12 protein-coding genes and 1 pseudogene are annotated in these 15773 nt (G+C 67.6%); 4 read left to right on the top strand and 9 right to left on the bottom strand.

Annotated elements, in window-relative coordinates; translation table 11 throughout:
- The coding region (locus ACXJKH_RS04925; protein ID WP_457318514.1) for a Mu transposase C-terminal domain-containing protein at positions 1 to 1671 on the bottom strand (1671 nt) is incomplete at its 3' end.
- A 3-nt stretch (positions 1672 to 1674) separates the two neighbouring features.
- Complete coding sequence (locus tag ACXJKH_RS04920) at positions 1675 to 2247, bottom strand: TnsA endonuclease N-terminal domain-containing protein (protein ID WP_457318515.1); 573 nt, start codon at positions 2245 to 2247, stop codon at positions 1675 to 1677.
- 214 nt (positions 2248 to 2461) lie between these two features.
- Here ACXJKH_RS04920 and ACXJKH_RS04915 point away from each other — a divergent pair.
- The 3 genes and pseudogenes from ACXJKH_RS04915 to ACXJKH_RS04905 all read left to right on the top strand — a co-directional run.
- Positions 2462 to 3133: pseudogene (locus ACXJKH_RS04915) on the top strand (ATP-binding protein); the annotation flags it as partial.
- A gap of 117 nt (positions 3134 to 3250) precedes the next feature.
- The gene (locus ACXJKH_RS04910; RefSeq protein WP_457318513.1) at positions 3251 to 4255 is read left to right on the top strand and encodes a TIGR03571 family LLM class oxidoreductase; all 1005 of its coding nucleotides are present in this window, start codon (positions 3251 to 3253) and stop codon (positions 4253 to 4255) included.
- 47 nt (positions 4256 to 4302) lie between these two features.
- Positions 4303 to 5304 carry an aldo/keto reductase gene (locus ACXJKH_RS04905; protein ID WP_457318512.1) on the top strand — a complete coding sequence of 334 codons (1002 nt, stop codon included), beginning with the start codon at positions 4303 to 4305 and terminating at the stop codon, positions 5302 to 5304.
- A gap of 6 nt (positions 5305 to 5310) precedes the next feature.
- Here the strand turns inward: ACXJKH_RS04905 and proC are convergent, their stop codons facing one another.
- From proC to ACXJKH_RS04870, 7 genes are read right to left on the bottom strand one after another with little or no spacing between them, the layout of a single operon-like run.
- Positions 5311 to 6132 carry a pyrroline-5-carboxylate reductase gene (proC, locus tag ACXJKH_RS04900; RefSeq protein WP_457318511.1) on the bottom strand — a complete coding sequence of 274 codons (822 nt, stop codon included), beginning with the start codon at positions 6130 to 6132 and terminating at the stop codon, positions 5311 to 5313.
- The gene (locus tag ACXJKH_RS04895) at positions 6129 to 8129 is read right to left on the bottom strand and encodes an alpha/beta fold hydrolase (RefSeq protein ID WP_457318510.1); all 2001 of its coding nucleotides are present in this window, start codon (positions 8127 to 8129) and stop codon (positions 6129 to 6131) included. Before ACXJKH_RS04895 ends, proC begins: the two co-directional genes overlap by 4 nt.
- The gene (locus tag ACXJKH_RS04890; protein ID WP_457318509.1) at positions 8126 to 9118 is read right to left on the bottom strand and encodes an alpha/beta hydrolase; all 993 of its coding nucleotides are present in this window, start codon (positions 9116 to 9118) and stop codon (positions 8126 to 8128) included. The genes ACXJKH_RS04895 and ACXJKH_RS04890 overlap by 4 nt, the downstream gene beginning before the upstream one ends.
- Entirely contained in the window at positions 9115 to 9744 is a 630-nt protein-coding gene (locus ACXJKH_RS04885; RefSeq protein WP_457318508.1) for an FMN-binding negative transcriptional regulator, read from the bottom strand. The genes ACXJKH_RS04890 and ACXJKH_RS04885 overlap by 4 nt, the downstream gene beginning before the upstream one ends.
- The gene (locus ACXJKH_RS04880) at positions 9744 to 11183 is read right to left on the bottom strand and encodes an amidase family protein (RefSeq protein WP_457318507.1); all 1440 of its coding nucleotides are present in this window, start codon (positions 11181 to 11183) and stop codon (positions 9744 to 9746) included. Before ACXJKH_RS04880 ends, ACXJKH_RS04885 begins: the two co-directional genes overlap by 1 nt.
- Positions 11180 to 12715 carry an amino acid permease gene (locus ACXJKH_RS04875; protein ID WP_457318506.1) on the bottom strand — a complete coding sequence of 512 codons (1536 nt, stop codon included), beginning with the start codon at positions 12713 to 12715 and terminating at the stop codon, positions 11180 to 11182. Before ACXJKH_RS04875 ends, ACXJKH_RS04880 begins: the two co-directional genes overlap by 4 nt.
- A 22-nt stretch (positions 12716 to 12737) precedes the next feature.
- Entirely contained in the window at positions 12738 to 14984 is a 2247-nt protein-coding gene (locus tag ACXJKH_RS04870; RefSeq protein WP_457318505.1) for a TonB-dependent receptor, read from the bottom strand.
- 270 nt (positions 14985 to 15254) lie between these two features.
- On the opposite strand from ACXJKH_RS04870, the gene ACXJKH_RS04865 reads away from it, so the two are divergent.
- Entirely contained in the window at positions 15255 to 15752 is a 498-nt protein-coding gene (locus ACXJKH_RS04865; protein ID WP_312237919.1) for an Lrp/AsnC family transcriptional regulator, read from the top strand.
- Positions 15753 to 15773: the final 21 nt, after the last annotated feature.

The following is a 15773-nucleotide window of genomic DNA, read 5'->3' as shown; positions in this document are numbered from 1 at the left end:
GTGCTCGTCCACTTCGTCCTTGTTCTCCGCGCGAAGTGCCTTGGTCACCTCTCTCAGCTCAGACGCTGATACAGGAGGATGGGACAGGTCTCGATAGGGGATTGGGGTGTACCGATCCGCCTTGGGATCCAGGAAATAAATCTGGCTGACGTCGCGCGGGTCCCGCGCAAAGATGAATTTTTGCTTCGTATTGGGATCATCGGGCATGGTTGCGCCGATGTACGGGTCCAGGACCGGGTCATAGTAGAAGACGTTCTCAAGGCGAACGCCCGACCGCTGGATCGTGATCTCGAAGTACGGCAGGAAATCCATCCGAATCCGCTCGGGATCACCGACAATCGGCATTGCCCCAATGCCCGGCCGCTCGGACGTGCCAACGATGCCCTGCTGCCAGATACGCGTCGGCGAGGCCTCCTGAAGCTGGCTGTGGCTGCGCTGGTGATAGTTGTTGACGATGAATTCCACCAGATAGGCCTCGACCTCCTTCATCGTGCACACAGCTTCCTTCTCGGAGTCATAACCCTTGCGCTGCTGGGTGTTGGAGAACGTGGTACCGGGCACCTTCTTGAGCTCGGTCGCCACCACGCCCATATACCGTTCGATGTGTGCCCCATAGTGAGGCTTCTTGACCGGCCGCCACTGCATGTCGATGTGGTTGGCCTGGCAGCCGCGGGTAACCGCCTTGCACTTGAACTCTTTGGCGTTGTCGRCGTGCAGCGTGCCAATCTGACCCCATACCGGCCAGTTGCCTTCCACTCCAAGAGCCGCCAGGTAATCGCTCTTCGGCGTCATGGCGTGGGAAATGCACATGGCCACGGATGTCGCCGACGGCTTGTCCAGGGTGACGTAGAGTCCCACGATCATCCGGCTGTAAACGTCGATCGCCAACGTCAGCCACGGGCGACCGATCGGCTTGCGGTGGACCTCATCAAGGACGATGACGTCGAGCGGGGTGTGATCGATCTGGACGACTGACAATGGGAAGTCAGCACCCGGGAACGAGCCACGAATGGGCTCGTACACGTCTCGGGCCTTGTCCTTGAAGCCGCGCCGGCGCAGCGTCATCGCCGGCGACAGTTCTCTCAGACGTCGACGGATGGTGCTGGGAGCTGGGGGGGTGATCTTGGCGCGCTTGCAGCGCAGGAGCACTTCGTCCACGACTTCTTTGGGCGAGTGTCTCTGCTTTTTGAGATACATGTCCTCGACGACGGAGCTGATCACCAGTTCCTGATCAGCGGCCAGATGCTTCTGGCCCTTGGCGGCTCCGCGCTTGCGCGGGACAAGGGCGGCAACATGGCCGGCGTCATGATAGGCCGCGAGCCACTTGTAGTAGGTGGCCACGTGGACGCCGGCCGCCTTGGCCAGCTTTTCGACTTCAGTACGACTTCTGATGGGGTGATCGATCATCGGCCGCAGCGCTTCAAATCGCTTCTGCGCGACCGACCACTCTTCCTTGGAATACTGGTGAATCGGGAAGCCGCCGGCATCGCTGGCGTCCTCGGCAGAGACGATCGTGGACAGCGTCTCGATCCTGAGCCTAGCGCTGGCCCCCGTCTCCATGTCCTCAGCCAACACGCTGTCGATGGACAGCATGTGGGTCACCCGATACTTGCGCGGGCCAACAAAGACCTGGGCACCAGGCTCTACCTTGAAGAAGTTGGACAGTGACACGTGTCAGCCTCTCAAGCGGATGGGGGTGGCCATGGTGAGCGGCTTGCTCAGGTCAGCCTCGATTTCACCGCTGGCCACCAGCTGCCACAGGGCAGGAATGGCCTGGGCCTGCTCGTCGACCGGCCAGTAGGCGGCGGCCAGCAGTGCCTGAGGGGTCGTTGGGCCCAGCACCGTCGCGGTGTACTTCAGCTGCGCCTGCTTAACCAACAGCGGAGTCATGGATCTGTATCGACGCAGGAAGGTGGCGTTGGCCAACAGAGGGGTCCGGATGTGCCGCTCGGTCACGATTCGGAACTGCCAGCCCTGGGCCCGACAATGCTGTACCGCCGCCTTGAACCGCGGCCGCAGCAGCTGCCAGTCCGAGCGCAGGGTCTCCAGCGGCTTGACCTCGTAGACCACAGTCTTGGCCTGCCCGGCCTGCGAGTACTCGGCCAGGACGTCCGGCGTGTACCGGGTGCGCCGCCCTTCAGATTCGTAGTAGATCGTGAAGGGCTGTTCTCGCAACGCGATGACGTTGGGATCGAAATCGAGCAGCCTCAGCCAGTCCCGCTCCAGCGAGGATTCAAAGCCGGCCATCTCACCGCCGCCCAAAGTGACCTTCCCGGTCAGGGCGCGGCGGCTATTTTTCAGCGCCCGGACGGGCGAAGCGGAACTCAGTCGCGTCATATATCGCCATTTGCCACGCAGTCGCGTTATTTATGAACTTCTGTCGCACCATTCAGGCGCTAGAATCGCCCAAGACTCAGGACCTGTAAAGGCCTAAGTCGCGGTTTTCCTGACAATTGACAGCGGCACCTATCCGCGCCCCGGGGAAATATCGCTGGCCCACAACGGCGTGCTGTTCCTGGACGAATTGCCCGAATGGAGCCGGCACACGCTGGAGGTGCTGCGCGAGCCGCTTGAGAGTGGGCAGGTCGTCGTCGCAAGGGCGTCGCGCACCGAGATCTTCCCTGCACGCTTCCAGTTGGTTGCGGCCATGAATCCGTGTCCCTGCGGTTGGGCCGGCGACCGGAGCGGACGTTGCCGCTGTGCGGCCGAGAGCATCCAGCGCTATCGCGGCCGCGTGTCCGGCCCGTTGCTGGACCGCATCGACCTGCACGTGGAGGTGCCGCGCCTGGAACCGCAGGAGCTGCGCGATGAGCAACCGCACGGCGAGGACAGCGAGGCCGTGCGTGCGCGCGTGGTTGCGGCGCGCAGGGTGCAGTTGGCCCGCAGTGGGAAACCGAATGCGCAGCTGCTTCCCGCCGAGCTTGCGCAGCACTGCCGGCTATCCAAAAGCGACAGGGCGCTGCTGGAAGAGGCGGTCGAGCGCCTGCAGCTTTCGGCCCGGTCGTTGCACCGCATCCTGCGCGTGGCACGCACCGTGGCCGATCTGGACGGACAGGCCGACATCGCCACATCGCATGTGGCCGAGGCCATCGGCTATCGGCAGCTGGACCGGGGAACCGGGCTCCATTGTTGATCCAACCGCAAAGGAAATTTGTGGATTGGCCCCTTATTCCGAAAGAGTCCACGGAACAGACTGTGCGCCTGCCGTAGCACCGGCACCTGCCGCCGTCTCCCCCGACTGGATCTCCCTTTGAACATCGCGCCCGTCCACCTCGACACGCCTCCTGCCCTCGCCCGCCTCACCGCCGGTGGCTTCAGCATCGGGCTGGAAGCGCCGCTGGACAATGACTGGACACCCGGCGGCGAGCGGGCACGGCGCAACAGCGGCCGCCTTCCCGGCGAACCGGACATGCAGCGCCATGCCGAGCTCGGCCGCCTGGTTGACCGGCTTGGCTTCCGTGCCCTGTGGATCCGCGACGTGCCGGTCTACGACCCGTCCTTCGGCGATGCGGCGCAGGTGTTCGAGGTGTTTGCCTACCTCGGCTATCTCGCCGGGATCACCCGCGACATCCTGCTTGGCACTGCCGCGGTGGTCCTGCCGATCCGCGAACCGCTGCTCACCCTCAAGGCCGCCGCCACCGTGCAGCAGCTCAGTGGCAACCGTCTGCTGCTGGGCGTGGCCAGCGGCGACCGACCGGTGGAATACCCGCTGTTCGGACGCGATTTCCCCGGTCGCGGCAGCAACTTCCGCGATCAGGTGGCGATGCTGCGCGACCACGCGCGTACGCGCTTGCCCGAGCCGCTTGATCTGCTGCCCCGACAGGCATCGCCGCTGCCGCTGCTGGTGGCCGGCCTGGCCCAGCAGACGCCCGCGTGGATCGGCCAGCACATGGACGGCAGCCTGGCGTTTCCGGGGACGCCGGAGATTCACGCGCAGCGCGTGGCCGCATGGCGTGCCGTCGCCGGGAACAAGCCCTACGCCAGCTTCATCCATCTTGAGCTGGACGCGCGTCCGGATGCACCCATGCAGCGTTGGCGGTTCGGCTTCAGTGGTGGTCGCCACGCGCTGATCGCCGAACTGCAGGCGATGCGTGCCGCCGGCGTCGATCACATCGGCCTGCACCTGCGTCGCAACCAGCGCCCGCTCGAGGAGACGCTGCATGAAATCTCCGAGTACGTGCTGCCGATCTTCCATTCCCCGGCTGCAGCGCCTGAATCAGCAATCGCATCGATCGCGGTGCCAACAGCGGCATGAACCCACGCGCCGCTGCCCCTCCTTTCCCCTTCTCCCCCGAGACACGCATGCGCATTTCCGTTCCCACCCCGATGGGGTTTGGCACCGCCCCGCTGGGCAACATGTACCGCAACATCCCCACCCAGGAAGCTCTGGATACCGTCGAAGCCGCCTGGCAGCAGGGCATCCGCTACTTCGATGCCGCGCCCATGTACGGCGCCGGCCTGGCCGAGATCCGCCTGGGGCAGGCGCTGGCGCACCATCCGCGCGACGCCTATGCGCTGAGCACCAAGGTCGGCCGCCTGATCCTGGACGAGGTGGAAGACACCACCCGGCGCGACCTTGGCGAGAAGGGCGGCCTGTTCGAACACGGCCTGCCCAACAAGATCGTCTACGACTACACCGCCGACGGCACGCTGCGCGCGATCGAGGCCAGCCTGAAGCGGTTGCAGACCGACCGCCTGGATATCGTCTGGATCCACGACCCAGCCAAGGATTTCCACGGCGAGACCTGGCACGAGGTGTTCGACGTTGCAATGAACGGCGCCGCCAAGGCGCTGACCCGCCTGCGCGAGGAAGGCGTCATCAAGGCTTGGGGCCTGGGCGTGAACCGGGTAGAGCCGTGTGAGATGGCATTGCAGCAATCTGATCCCGACGGCTTCCTGATCGCCGGGCGTTACACGCTGCTCGACCATGCCGACGCCCTCAGGACGCTGATGCCGGCCAGCGCTGCGCGTGGTCTGGGGATTGTCGTAGGTGGTCCGTACAACTCGGGCATCCTGGCCGGCGGTGCGCACTACGAGTACCAGCAGGCCACCCCGGAGATCCTCGCCCGCGTGGCGGCATTGCGCGGCGTCTGTGACGCGTACCAGGTTGACATCCGCGCGGCCGCACTGCAGTTCTCGCTGGCCCATCCGGCCGTGGCGGCGGTCATTCCTGGGGCGAGCCAGCCCAGCCGCATCGCCGAAAACCTTGCCCTGGCCGCTGCGGTGATTCCGGCCGGTTTCTGGCAGGAGCTGCGTAAGCGGGGATTGATCGCGCAGGAGGCGCCGCTGCCGCAGGGAGGCTGACGGGCCTCAGCCGGGCTGCACGGCCAACGCCCTCCCTCGTGCACGGGCCGCGTCCACCGCCTGATCGACCAACGCGTGCCATCCACCCACTTCAAGCGCCTCGATGGCCGCCTGCGTCGTGCCTCCCGGCGAGGTCACGCGCTGCCGCAGCTGCGCAGGTGCCTCGCCGGACACCTGCAGCATGCGTGCGGCCCCCAGCAGCGTCTGTACTACCAGCGCGCGGGCGTTCTCAGGCGACAGATCACGGGTGCAGGCCGCCTGCTCCAGCGCCTCGGCAAGCAGATACAGATATGCCGGGCCACTACCGGCCACGGCGGTGACGGTGTCCATCTGCGATTCCTGTTCCAGCCACACGGTGGCACCTGCACCGATGAACACCGCTTCGGCCTGGACGCGCGCTTGGACACCAAGCGATGCCGCCGCATGCAGCCCAGTGATACCCGCACCAATCGCGGCGGGCTGGTTGGGCATGCTGCGCACGATCGTGTCGATGMCCAGCCACTGCTGCAACTGTGCGTGGGTGATGCCGGCCATGATCGATACGATCAGCGGACGCACCTGCGCGGCAACGCCAGCCAGCGCTTCGCAGGCCGCGTGCGCCACTTGCGGCTTCACCGCCAGCACCCACAGCGGTGCGACAGCGGCGGCCTCGGCGCCATGTTCGAAAACGCGCACGCCCAGGTCCTCCGCCAACGACTGACGAATGCCAGGCACGGGATCGGCGACTGCGATCTGCAACGGCTCACGCCCCTGCGCAAGTAAGCCCTCGATCAGGCAGCGCGCCATGTGCCCGCCACCGATGAAGGCGATCTCCGCAGCGGCCGTCACTGCGGCCGCTCCGCGCCCAGCTGCGCATGCAGCCAGTCCAGCACGCGCTGCTGTACATCGCGGCCGTGTGCGGTTTCAAAGAACCAGTGCGGCCCGCGCGGATAGGTGACCATCTCCACCGGCGTGCCATTGAAACGCAGCGCGCGGTGGAACATCTGCCCTTGCGAGAGCGGCACACGCTTGTCCTGCTCGCCGTGCAGGATCAGCACTGGCACCTTGACCCGGTCGGCGTAGCGGATCGGCGAGTGCGCGTCATAGGCGGCGCGGTTGGCCAGCGGGTCGCCGAAGTAGCCGGGCAGATAGTCGGGGGTGTCGGTGGTCAGCGCCATCGCGCCGATGTCGATCACGCCGGCGCCGACGATCGCGGTCTTGAAGCGATCGCTATGGGTCACCGCCCATGCGGCCAAGTAACCGCCGTAGCTCCAGCCGCCGATCGCCAGCCGTTGCGGGTCGACCACACCCTCCTTTTCCAGCATGTCCACGCCATCCAGGATGTCCTGGAAATCCCCACCGCCCCAATCGTTGCGCGCCATCTCGGTGAACGCATGGCCGGCGCCTTCAGAGCCACGTGGGTTGGGCAGGAACACCGCATAGCCGTGCGTGGCCAGCAGTTGCGCCCAGTCGTGCCACGAGCCCAGCCAGCCCGACCACCACGCCCACGCCGGGCCGCCGTGGCCCTGCACGAGGGTGGGCAGCGGCGTGCCGCGTTCCCAGCCTGGCGGGGTGACCAGCAGGCCGGTGATGGGCAGGCCGTCGCGTGAGGAGGTCCAGGTCAGCTCGCGCACCTGTCCGTGGGCCCAGCCGGCCACTTCCGGATGGTGTTCGGTGCGTGCGCCCAGCGTGCCGCCGTTCTCCACCCACACCTCCGCTGGCTGCGCGTCGCCGATGCCGATGTACGCGCTGCGGCCGCTGGCGGTGGTGGTGAAAGCGGCGTACGGAATCTGCGGGCGCGCCACTTCCTGCCAGCGGCCGGTCGCCGCATCCAGCTGCAGGAACGTGCCGCGCACGCCGCGTTGGCCCAGGCCGAGCAGACGGCGGTCGTCCTGCCAGCGCGCCAGCCACAACGTGCCGTTCCAGTCCGCACCAAGCACCACGCGCTTGCCCGTGGCGATCTCGTGCACGGTCACGTCGGCAACCATGCCGTGCTCGCCCAGGTGTCCATAAAGCAGCCGACTTCCATCCGATGACCACTGCAGCGGATGGGCCGAAGCACGCGGTTCCAGCACCTGCCCCAGCGTRCCGGTGGCGGGATCGACCAGCACCACCCTTGAGCGGTACCAATAGTCGTTGAGAGTGGCGCCATCGGACACGCGCAGCGCAAGCGTGCGCCCGTCCGGCGACCAGGCCAGGTCGTGGACCTGCAGGCCGGGTGCGGTCAGCGCGCGGGTGTCGCCGCTGCGCAGCTCGCGCAGCCACACCCGGGTGAACGACGCAGGACGCTCGACCACTACCGCATCGTCCTTGGCGGCGCGTGCAGCGACGGTGGCGGCAGCATCTGCGTCCGCAGCCAGATACGCCACGCGCGTACCGTCGCGCGACACCTCGAAGGCGCTCACCGCACCGCTGGCGCGGGTGAGCGGCGTGGCTGTGTCGCCGCGTGCGTCGATGCGCCACACCTGCGCATCGGCCAGGCCGGGATGTGCGTCGGCGGCCGGTAACGTCCGGTTCGAGATGAAATCCAGATGCCCGTCGGCACTCCAGCGCGGATGCTCGTCGCTGACGGTGTCGGGGGCACTCAGTTCGTGCGCGGGCGACGTGCCACTGGCCGCTACCCGCCAGATCCGACTGCGCGGCGGCTTGCCCTCGGCCTGCGGCGTGCCGACCGTGTAGGCGATCCACGCGCCGTCACGGTCGATCTGCGGGTCGGCAACCGTGCGCAGCGCCATGATCTGTGCCGGGGTCGGCGCCACCGGTGCCTCCTTCGTGGCGGCCAGAGCGGGCAACGAGGCGGCGAGGCACAGGCAGGCGGCGAGAATCCGGTGCGGCGTCAGCGTCATGCGGGATGTCCTTGCAGGGTGGGCAGCAACAGATGCTGGCGCACCCATTCTGCGCCGCGGGCGATGGCATCGCGCGCCGTGTCGGACACGGCCATYGCTTCGATGAAGCTGTGCGGCGCGCCCGCATATACCTGCGTTCGGGTCGGTACGCCGGCCTCGGCCAGACGCTGCGCCATCGCGGCGTTCTGCTCGGCCAGTACATCGCGATCACCCCACAGCAGCAGCGCGGGGGGCAGCGCGTGCAGCGGCGCATGCAGCGGCGCCATCAGCGCACCGGTTTGCTGCGCGGCATCCGGCCCGAGATAAGCGGCCCAGAACTCATCCATTTCCGCGCCGCTGAGCATGTCGTCCGACCCGCCCAGGGTCTGCCGCGCCGTATCGGACAGGGTGGGCGTCCATGCGCCGTAGTTGAGTACCAGCGCCCGCACACGGGCGTGMTCGTCGCGCTCACGCAGTCGCAGTGTGGTGGCCACGGCGAGATTGGCGCCGGCCGAGTCGCCGCCCAGCGCCAGGCGGTCAGTATCGATGCCGATGTCCGCACCGTGGCTGCGCACCCAGTCCAGCGCGATGAGCGCCTGGTCCAGTGCGGCCGGGTACGGATGCTCGGGGGCCAGGCTGTAGTCGATCGCCACCACCGGCATGCGGGCAGCGGCGGCGTACTCGCGCAGCAGGCGGTCATGCGTATCCAGCCCGAACAGGCACCAGCCGCCACCGTGCAGGTACGCCAGCGCGGGCGAAGGCGTGGCGGCCCCCTCGTGCGGGAACAACACGCGCACGCCAAACGGCCCGTGCGCGGAGTCCAGTCGCACATCGATGACCTCGCGCATCTGTGGACCGCCGGTGCGCCACGGCTCGCGGGCCTGTGCGGCGATCACCCGGCGTTCGGGCCACCCCAGTTCGCGTCCGCCACGCAGCCGCGCGCCTTCGCGGCAGACGCTCTCGATGAAGCCACGGATCTGCGGATCCAGCGCGTCCAAGCTGCGGCTCATGCGCGCTCCCCGGCAAAATCGCGCATCCAGTCCACCAGCGCGTGTTCACCATCGGCCTGCAGGCCCAGCAGCAACTGCGCGAAATCGAACGGCGCCTCGTCCTGGCCCAGCTTGAAGGTGGCGCGCACTTCGCGCACCACCCCGCACAGCGAACTCACCCCGGTCGCCAGCCGCGCATAGCGCTCGCCCATCTCATCCAGCGCCCAGGCACGCGGGCGGCCGGCTTCCATCTGGGTGATCAGCGCATCCAGTTCGGCGCGGATGTCGTGCGCCTCTTCGCTGACCGCCACGTCCAGGTCGAACACGGCAGCGGCATAGTTCCAGCTGGGGGCCTGGGTACGGTCGTCCAGCCAGCTCGGTGACACATAGGCATGCGGCCCCATCACCAGCGCCTGCGCGCGACCGTCGCGCTGCAGCCGCGCCACGTGCGGGTTGCGGCGTGCCAGATGTCCGCGCAGGGCCACCAGCTGGCCGCTGGCATCGCATTCGGCGCGCAGCGGCAACGGCGTGAAAGCGGCATCGTCGCCCCCGGCCGACACCAGCCAGGCGAAAGGTTGGGCGGCAAGCAGGTGCAGTACGTCGTCCTCGCTGCGCGCGGCGTAGCGGCTGTCGCGGGCGTGTCCCATCAGTCCATCTCCTTCAATGCGGTGGCCACGGAAACCGTCGGCCAGCGGTCGCGCCACGGCGCGACGCGTTCGAGTTCGGCGGCCAGCTGCAACAGCAGCGGCTCCTGCCCGCGGTCGGCGGCAAACTGCACGCCGATCGGCAGGGCATCGGCCTGGCCCAGCGGCAGTGAGATCGCCGGCGTGCCGGCAAGGTTCTGCAACGGGGTGTAGCTGATCCAGTCGAACATCGCCGGCATCAGCGCGTCGAAATCGCGGTCCGGTGCCAGCTCGCCCAGCAATGGCGGCGGCGTGCGCAGCGTGGGCGTCAGCAGCACATCGAAATGCTGGTGGAAGCGGTTGAACGCGGCTGGCAGGGCGGCCAGCGTGGCGTAGGCCTGCTCCAGCGCGGCCACGTCGCAGTGCGTGCGGTGATAGCGCGCCAAGCCGTGCGTCCACGGCTCCAGCGCCCGCGCAGCGAAGTCTTCACCGCCCTGCGCCGTCGCCACCTCCACGGCATCCTGCCCAAGCCGCGACCACAGCGTGTACAGCGCCTGCCAGACCTCGGTGCCCGGCAGCGGATAGTTGGTGGCCTGCACCTCGTGGCCCAACGCCGTGCACAGTTCGACCACCTCGGCGAGCACGGCAGCCACCGCCGGATCGGGTGCAAGCCCCGGCAGTGCGCCGCTCACCACGCCGATCCGCAGGCGTGCCGGCGGCCGTGCCAGTGCGTCCAGATCCAGCCCGGCGTGCGGATGCGCGGCCGCAAACGCCCAGGCCGTATCGCGCACGCTGCGCGACATCAGGCTGTCGGCCACGATCAGGTCTTCGATCGCGTGCCGCCCGCGCACCGCCACGGTGGTGCCACGGCCGGGTTTCAATCCGACCACCCCGCAGGCCGAGGCGGGAATCCGGATCGAGCCGGCGCCATCACTGCCATGCGCCAGTGGCACGATGCCCGCCGCCAGCGCCGCCCCGGCACCGCCGCTGGAACCGCCCGGCGAATGCGCCGGTGCCCACGGATTACGTGTGACCGGGCCCAGCAGCGGTTCGGTCGAGCCCATCAAGCCAAACTCCGGCATGCAGCTCTTGCCGATGGCCACCAGCCCGGCTGCATCGAAGCGCTGCACGAATGGCGAGGCGTCGGTAGCCGCCACCCCACTGCGCGAGCGCGAGCCGCCCCGCGTGGGCATGCCCGGATAGCGCAGCGAATCCTTGGGCAGCCACGGCACGCCGGCCATCGGCGCGCTGCGGTCCACGTGACCGGCCCGCACCAGCGCCGCATCGAAATCCGTATGGCTGAGCGCACCCAGCGCCGGGTCCAGATGGCGGGCGCGGACGATGCCGGCAGCGGTGAGTTCGGTGGGCGAGAGGTCGCCACGACGCACCAGCGCGTGCTGGTCGTGCGCATCCAGCCGACCCAGCTGCAATGCGTGGGTCAGGGGAAAATCATCAAGCGTCATGCGGGGGTGTCCTGCACATGCCGGCGCGCGCGGCGCTGGCCATAACCGAGATAGAGGAAGGCGCCGACCAACACGTAGACCAGCAGAATGGTGGCCGGCAACGTGTCGCCACGGCGCACCTGCGCGTACATGTCACCGAGCACCGGGGCCATCATCGCCAGACACATCACGATGCCCAGCACCGGCACCACGCCGATCCAGGTGCGGCCGATCCACACCCCGCCGAGCGGCACGCGGAAACCACCGCGCAGGTCCGGACGGGTGGAGCGCAGCCACATCACCGCGATGCACACCACGATGAAGGCCGAGGCGATGCCCAGGCAGATCAGGTCGCCGAGGATGCCGATCGGCAGCAGCGCGGCCAGCACCGCACTGGCCGTGCCGAACACCACGCTGGCCAGCCACGGCGTACCCAGGCGCGGATGTACGCGGGTGAAAAACGCCGGCAGCAACCCATCGCGGGCGATGCTCAGGCTGATCCGCGACGCGCCGTACGCGTTGGCCAGCAGCACCGAGCCCAACCCGGTCAGCGCACCCACCTTGATCAGCACCGCAAAGCCCGGCCAGCCGATGCGGTCCACCGCCAGCGCGACCGGATCGGGCACGCCAAGTTCGCGGAACGGCACCAGCCCGGTCAGCACCGCACCGGCGGCGATGTACAGCACCGTGCACACCACGAGCGAGCCGAGAATGCCCACCGGCACATCACGGCGCGGGTTGCGCGCTTCGGCCGCTGCCATCGACACCGTCTCGAAGCCGAGATAGGCGAAGAACAGCATCGCCGCCGCGCGCATCACCCCGGGCCAGCCGTAGGCGAACCCGCCTTCGTTGGCCGGCAGGAACGGATGCCAGTTGGCGGTGTCGATGAACTGCGAGCCGACCCCGATGAAGGCCAGCAGCACCGTGATCTTGATCAGCACCAGCACCAGGTTGGCAAACGCCGACCGCCCTACCCCGGCAATCTGTACCGCCGCGGCCGCCAGCACGGCCAGCGCGGCCACCACATTGGCGCCACCACTGAAGGACAACTGCGTGTGGCCGCCCAGCTGGCTGGCGATCACGCTGGAGGTGGCCAGGGCCATGGGCACCTGCACATGCAGATCGCCGAGCAGGCTGGTCAGATAGCCGGAGAACCCCGCCGCCACCGCGGCGGCCGCCAGCAGGTATTCTAGGATCACCATCCAGGCCAGCGCCCACGCCGCGCCCTCCCCCAGGGTCACATAGCAGTATGAGTACGCCGATCCGGACACCGGAATCACCGAGGCCAGCTCGGCGTAGCACAACCCGGTGAAACCACAGGCCAGCGCCGCCAGCACGAACGCCAGCAGCACCGCCGGCCCGGCGAAGCTGGCCGCCGCCGTCCCGGTCACCACGTAGATGCCCGCACCCAGGATGTTGGCCACCCCCAGCACCAGCAGGCTGCCCGCGCCAAGCCGACGGTGCAGACCGGCGCGCTCGCCATCGGCCACCACCGACTCCAGCGTCTTGCGGCGGGCCGCAAGCTGCCAGCGCCCGATCGAACGTTCGTCCACCCGACCCGTCCCGTCCATGCTGTCAGTAACGCCAGTGAACGGTGAGGCCGTAGGTACGCGGCCGCACCAGGCCTTCGCCGATGCCGTTGGTTTCGGTCACGCTGCGGGTGATGCCGCGCTTGTCGGTGAGGTTGCTGCCGAACAGGGTCACATCGGTGGTACCGAAGGTCATCCGGTAGCGCAGGTCGAACAGGTTGTAGTTGCCCTGCCGGTTCGGCGTCACCCCGGGAACGGCCGAGTTGAGATCGCTGATGCCACCGCCCACGTACTGGTGGGAGAGCGACAGCGTGGGATCGAAGCGCGCATCGAAGTGGTAGGTGAGCAGGTTGCTCACCGTCCAGTCGGCCGAGCCTGGCAGCTGCGAACCCGCCGGCGCGGTGCCGTAATACAGAATCAGTAGGTCTTCATCCAGCCGCGCGTGCTGCCACGTTGCCGAAGCCTGCCAGTCGAACGCATCCACCGGGCGCCAGGTCGCGGAAAGCTCGACGCCACGGCTGTAGGCCTTGCCGCCGTTGCTGGCGTAGTTGAAGAAGTCCGGCGTCTGCAGCCGCAACTGGATGTCTTTCCAGTCCACGTAGAACAGCGTGGCGTCCAGCAGCAGGCGACCACCGGCCCAGCGGGTGCGCGTGCCCAGCTCGTAGTTGATCAGGCTGTCGCTCTTCGACCCCGACGGCACCGGATAGGTACTCAGGCCGGCCGTGTTCGGCTCGCCGAAGCGGAAGCCCTCGGACACCAGTCCGTAGACCATCACATCGTCGGTCGCCTGCCAGGTGAGCGACACCTTCGGATTGAACCCGTCTTCYTCGGTCTGCTGGGTGGACACGATCGGCGCGCCGGGATAGGTCGAGAAGCCTTCCTGCGTGGTGGTCGTGCGCACCTTGTTGCGGAACAGGCGACCRCCCACGGTCAGCTTCCACTGTTCGTTGAGGTGCAGGCTGGCTTCACCGAACAACGCCGCCTCCGAGCCGCTCAACCGGGTGCCGAAGCCGTTGAAGATCTCCCCGTCCGGCGCGATCACCGCACCGCTGCCCGGGCCGTACAGCGGCGAGCGGTCGAAGGCACCGGCCGCGCCCCGCGCACCGAGCGTCTCGTACAGGCTTTTGTCCGAATCGAAGTACATCCCGCCCACCAGCCAGTCGATGCGGCCACCGGGCTTGGACGACAGGCGCAGCTCGATGCTCTTCCCCCGGCTCTCGCCGCCGGAGGCGATGTACAGCGGCGCGGTCAGGCCCAGGCCCAGGTCGGCGTTGTAAGCGCCGCGCACCGGGGTGTAGTCGAAGCGCCAGTCCTGCTGTTTCTTCTGGTAGGACAACAACGCGGTGAGGTCGGCGACGCCCAGGTCCTGGTCCAGACGCAGGCTGTGCACGGCCACCTTGGTGTTGGTGAACTCGGGCAGCGCGGTCTTGCGCTCCAGGTCGCCCAAGCCAACGATGCGGTAACTGTTGTCGTCGCTGTCGGTGTTCTGCAGCAGGCTCAGCCAGGTCAGCGTGGTGCCTTCGCTTGGGGTGAGCACCACCGACAGGCGGCCGCCCTCCACGGTGCTGCTGTTGGACCCCTTCTTGCCGGTGCCGATGTTGTCCAGGAAGCCGGGCGCATCGCGGTACTGCGCCACTGCGCGCACGGCGAGCAGGTCTTCCTTGATCGGCAGGTTGACCATGGCCTTGGCCGAATAGCCCACGTCCGCATTCTTGGTCTGGCTCACCGTCGCTTCGGCGGCGGCATCGAAGCCACTGCTGTCGGCCACGTTGGCCACGTAGTTGATCGCACCGCCCATCGAGGCCGAACCGAACAACGTGCCCTGCGGGCCGCGCAGCACCTCCACGCGATTGAGGTCGAACGCATCGATATCGGGGATCGCGATCGTCCAGCCCGGCTCAGTCAGCGGCACTTCGTTGAGGAAGTAACCGGTGGTCGGCTGGCCCTGCACATTGCCCGAACTGGTGGCGATGCCGCGCATCACCACGTGCGACACGCCCGGCTGGTAGTTGTTGAACACCACGCCCGGGGTGCGCTGGATGTAATCGGCCAGCGACTGCGCGCCGATGTCCTGCAGTTGCTGGTCGGTGACCGCCGAGACGGAGCCGGCGATCTCGCGCACCGACTCCTTCAGCTTGCCGGCGGTGACCACGATGGTGTCCAGGGTCTTGGCCGGGTCCCCGGAGGCAGGGGCGGCGTCCTGCGCCCAGGCGGGTGCGCTGGCGATCAGGCCCAGGCAACAGGAAACACGGATGGCGCGGGTCAGCTTGCGTACGTGGAGATGCGACGACATTGGCACGGTCCCCCGAGTGGCGATGGATGACGCTACCGGCGGCTGTCTGCGCGGTGGCGATCACGGCTGAGGTCGAGTGAAAGTGAAAAGGGCTATCGCTGTCCAGCAGAAACGACGGGGCACTAACTGGCGCCAAACCATTGATTGCCTTATGGTTATCTGGCGCAAAACCGAAGATCCGGCCGATATCGCAGGTGAATTACGCAGAATCTGCGGCACTGGCCCTCAAATAGCGAACAACCTGCGGTGCATGCCGCCTCCCGGAGTTCCATGACTGCCAAGGCCCTCGATCGCACCGACCTGAAGATCCTCGACGTGCTGCAGCAGGACGCGCGCATCACCAACCAGGCGCTGGCCGAGCGCGTGGCTCTCTCGCCCAGTGCCTGCCTGGCGCGCGTGCGCACCCTGGAGACCAAGGGACTGATCCGTGGCTATCGCGCGCACGTGGCGGTGGACCGCATCCGCTCGGTCACGGTGGTGCTCGCGCTGGTCACCTTCAAGCAGCACGTGCTGGAAGAATTCACCGCCTTCGACCGCCGCATACTGGCCATGCCCGAGGTGGTCGAGGCCTGCCGCATCTCCGGCGCGTCGGACTACCTGCTGCGGGTGATCGTCAACGATGTGCACCATTGGAAGGACATCGCCCGGCTGCTGCTCGGCGGCGACTACGGCGTTGAAAAGATCGTCTCGCAGTTCCTGATGGACGAAGTGAAACCCTTCAGCGGCTATCCACTGGTGGATGCGTCGTCGAGCAAACGCAGCGGGTGAATGTGCGCCGTGCACTGGACC

The organism is Stenotrophomonas sp. P5_B8, from assembly GCF_054049855.1.
Note: the sequence above shows the minus strand (reverse complement) of the source record. Positions and strands in the feature narration are given on the sequence as shown.

What these genes read in the sequence shown, in the direction of transcription:
- ACXJKH_RS04920 (WP_457318515.1), bottom strand. Translation starts at nt 2,247, where the DNA reads ATGGCCGGCTTTGAATCCTCGCTGGAGCGGGACTGGCTGAGGCTGCTC.
- ACXJKH_RS04880 (WP_457318507.1), bottom strand. Translation starts at nt 11,183, where the DNA reads ATGACGCTTGATGATTTTCCCCTGACCCACGCATTGCAGCTGGGTCGG.
- ACXJKH_RS04865 (WP_312237919.1), top strand. Translation starts at nt 15,255, where the DNA reads ATGACTGCCAAGGCCCTCGATCGCACCGACCTGAAGATCCTCGACGTG.
- ACXJKH_RS04885 (WP_457318508.1), bottom strand. Translation starts at nt 9,744, where the DNA reads ATGGGACACGCCCGCGACAGCCGCTACGCCGCGCGCAGCGAGGACGAC.
- ACXJKH_RS04905 (WP_457318512.1), top strand. Translation starts at nt 4,303, where the DNA reads ATGCGCATTTCCGTTCCCACCCCGATGGGGTTTGGCACCGCCCCGCTG.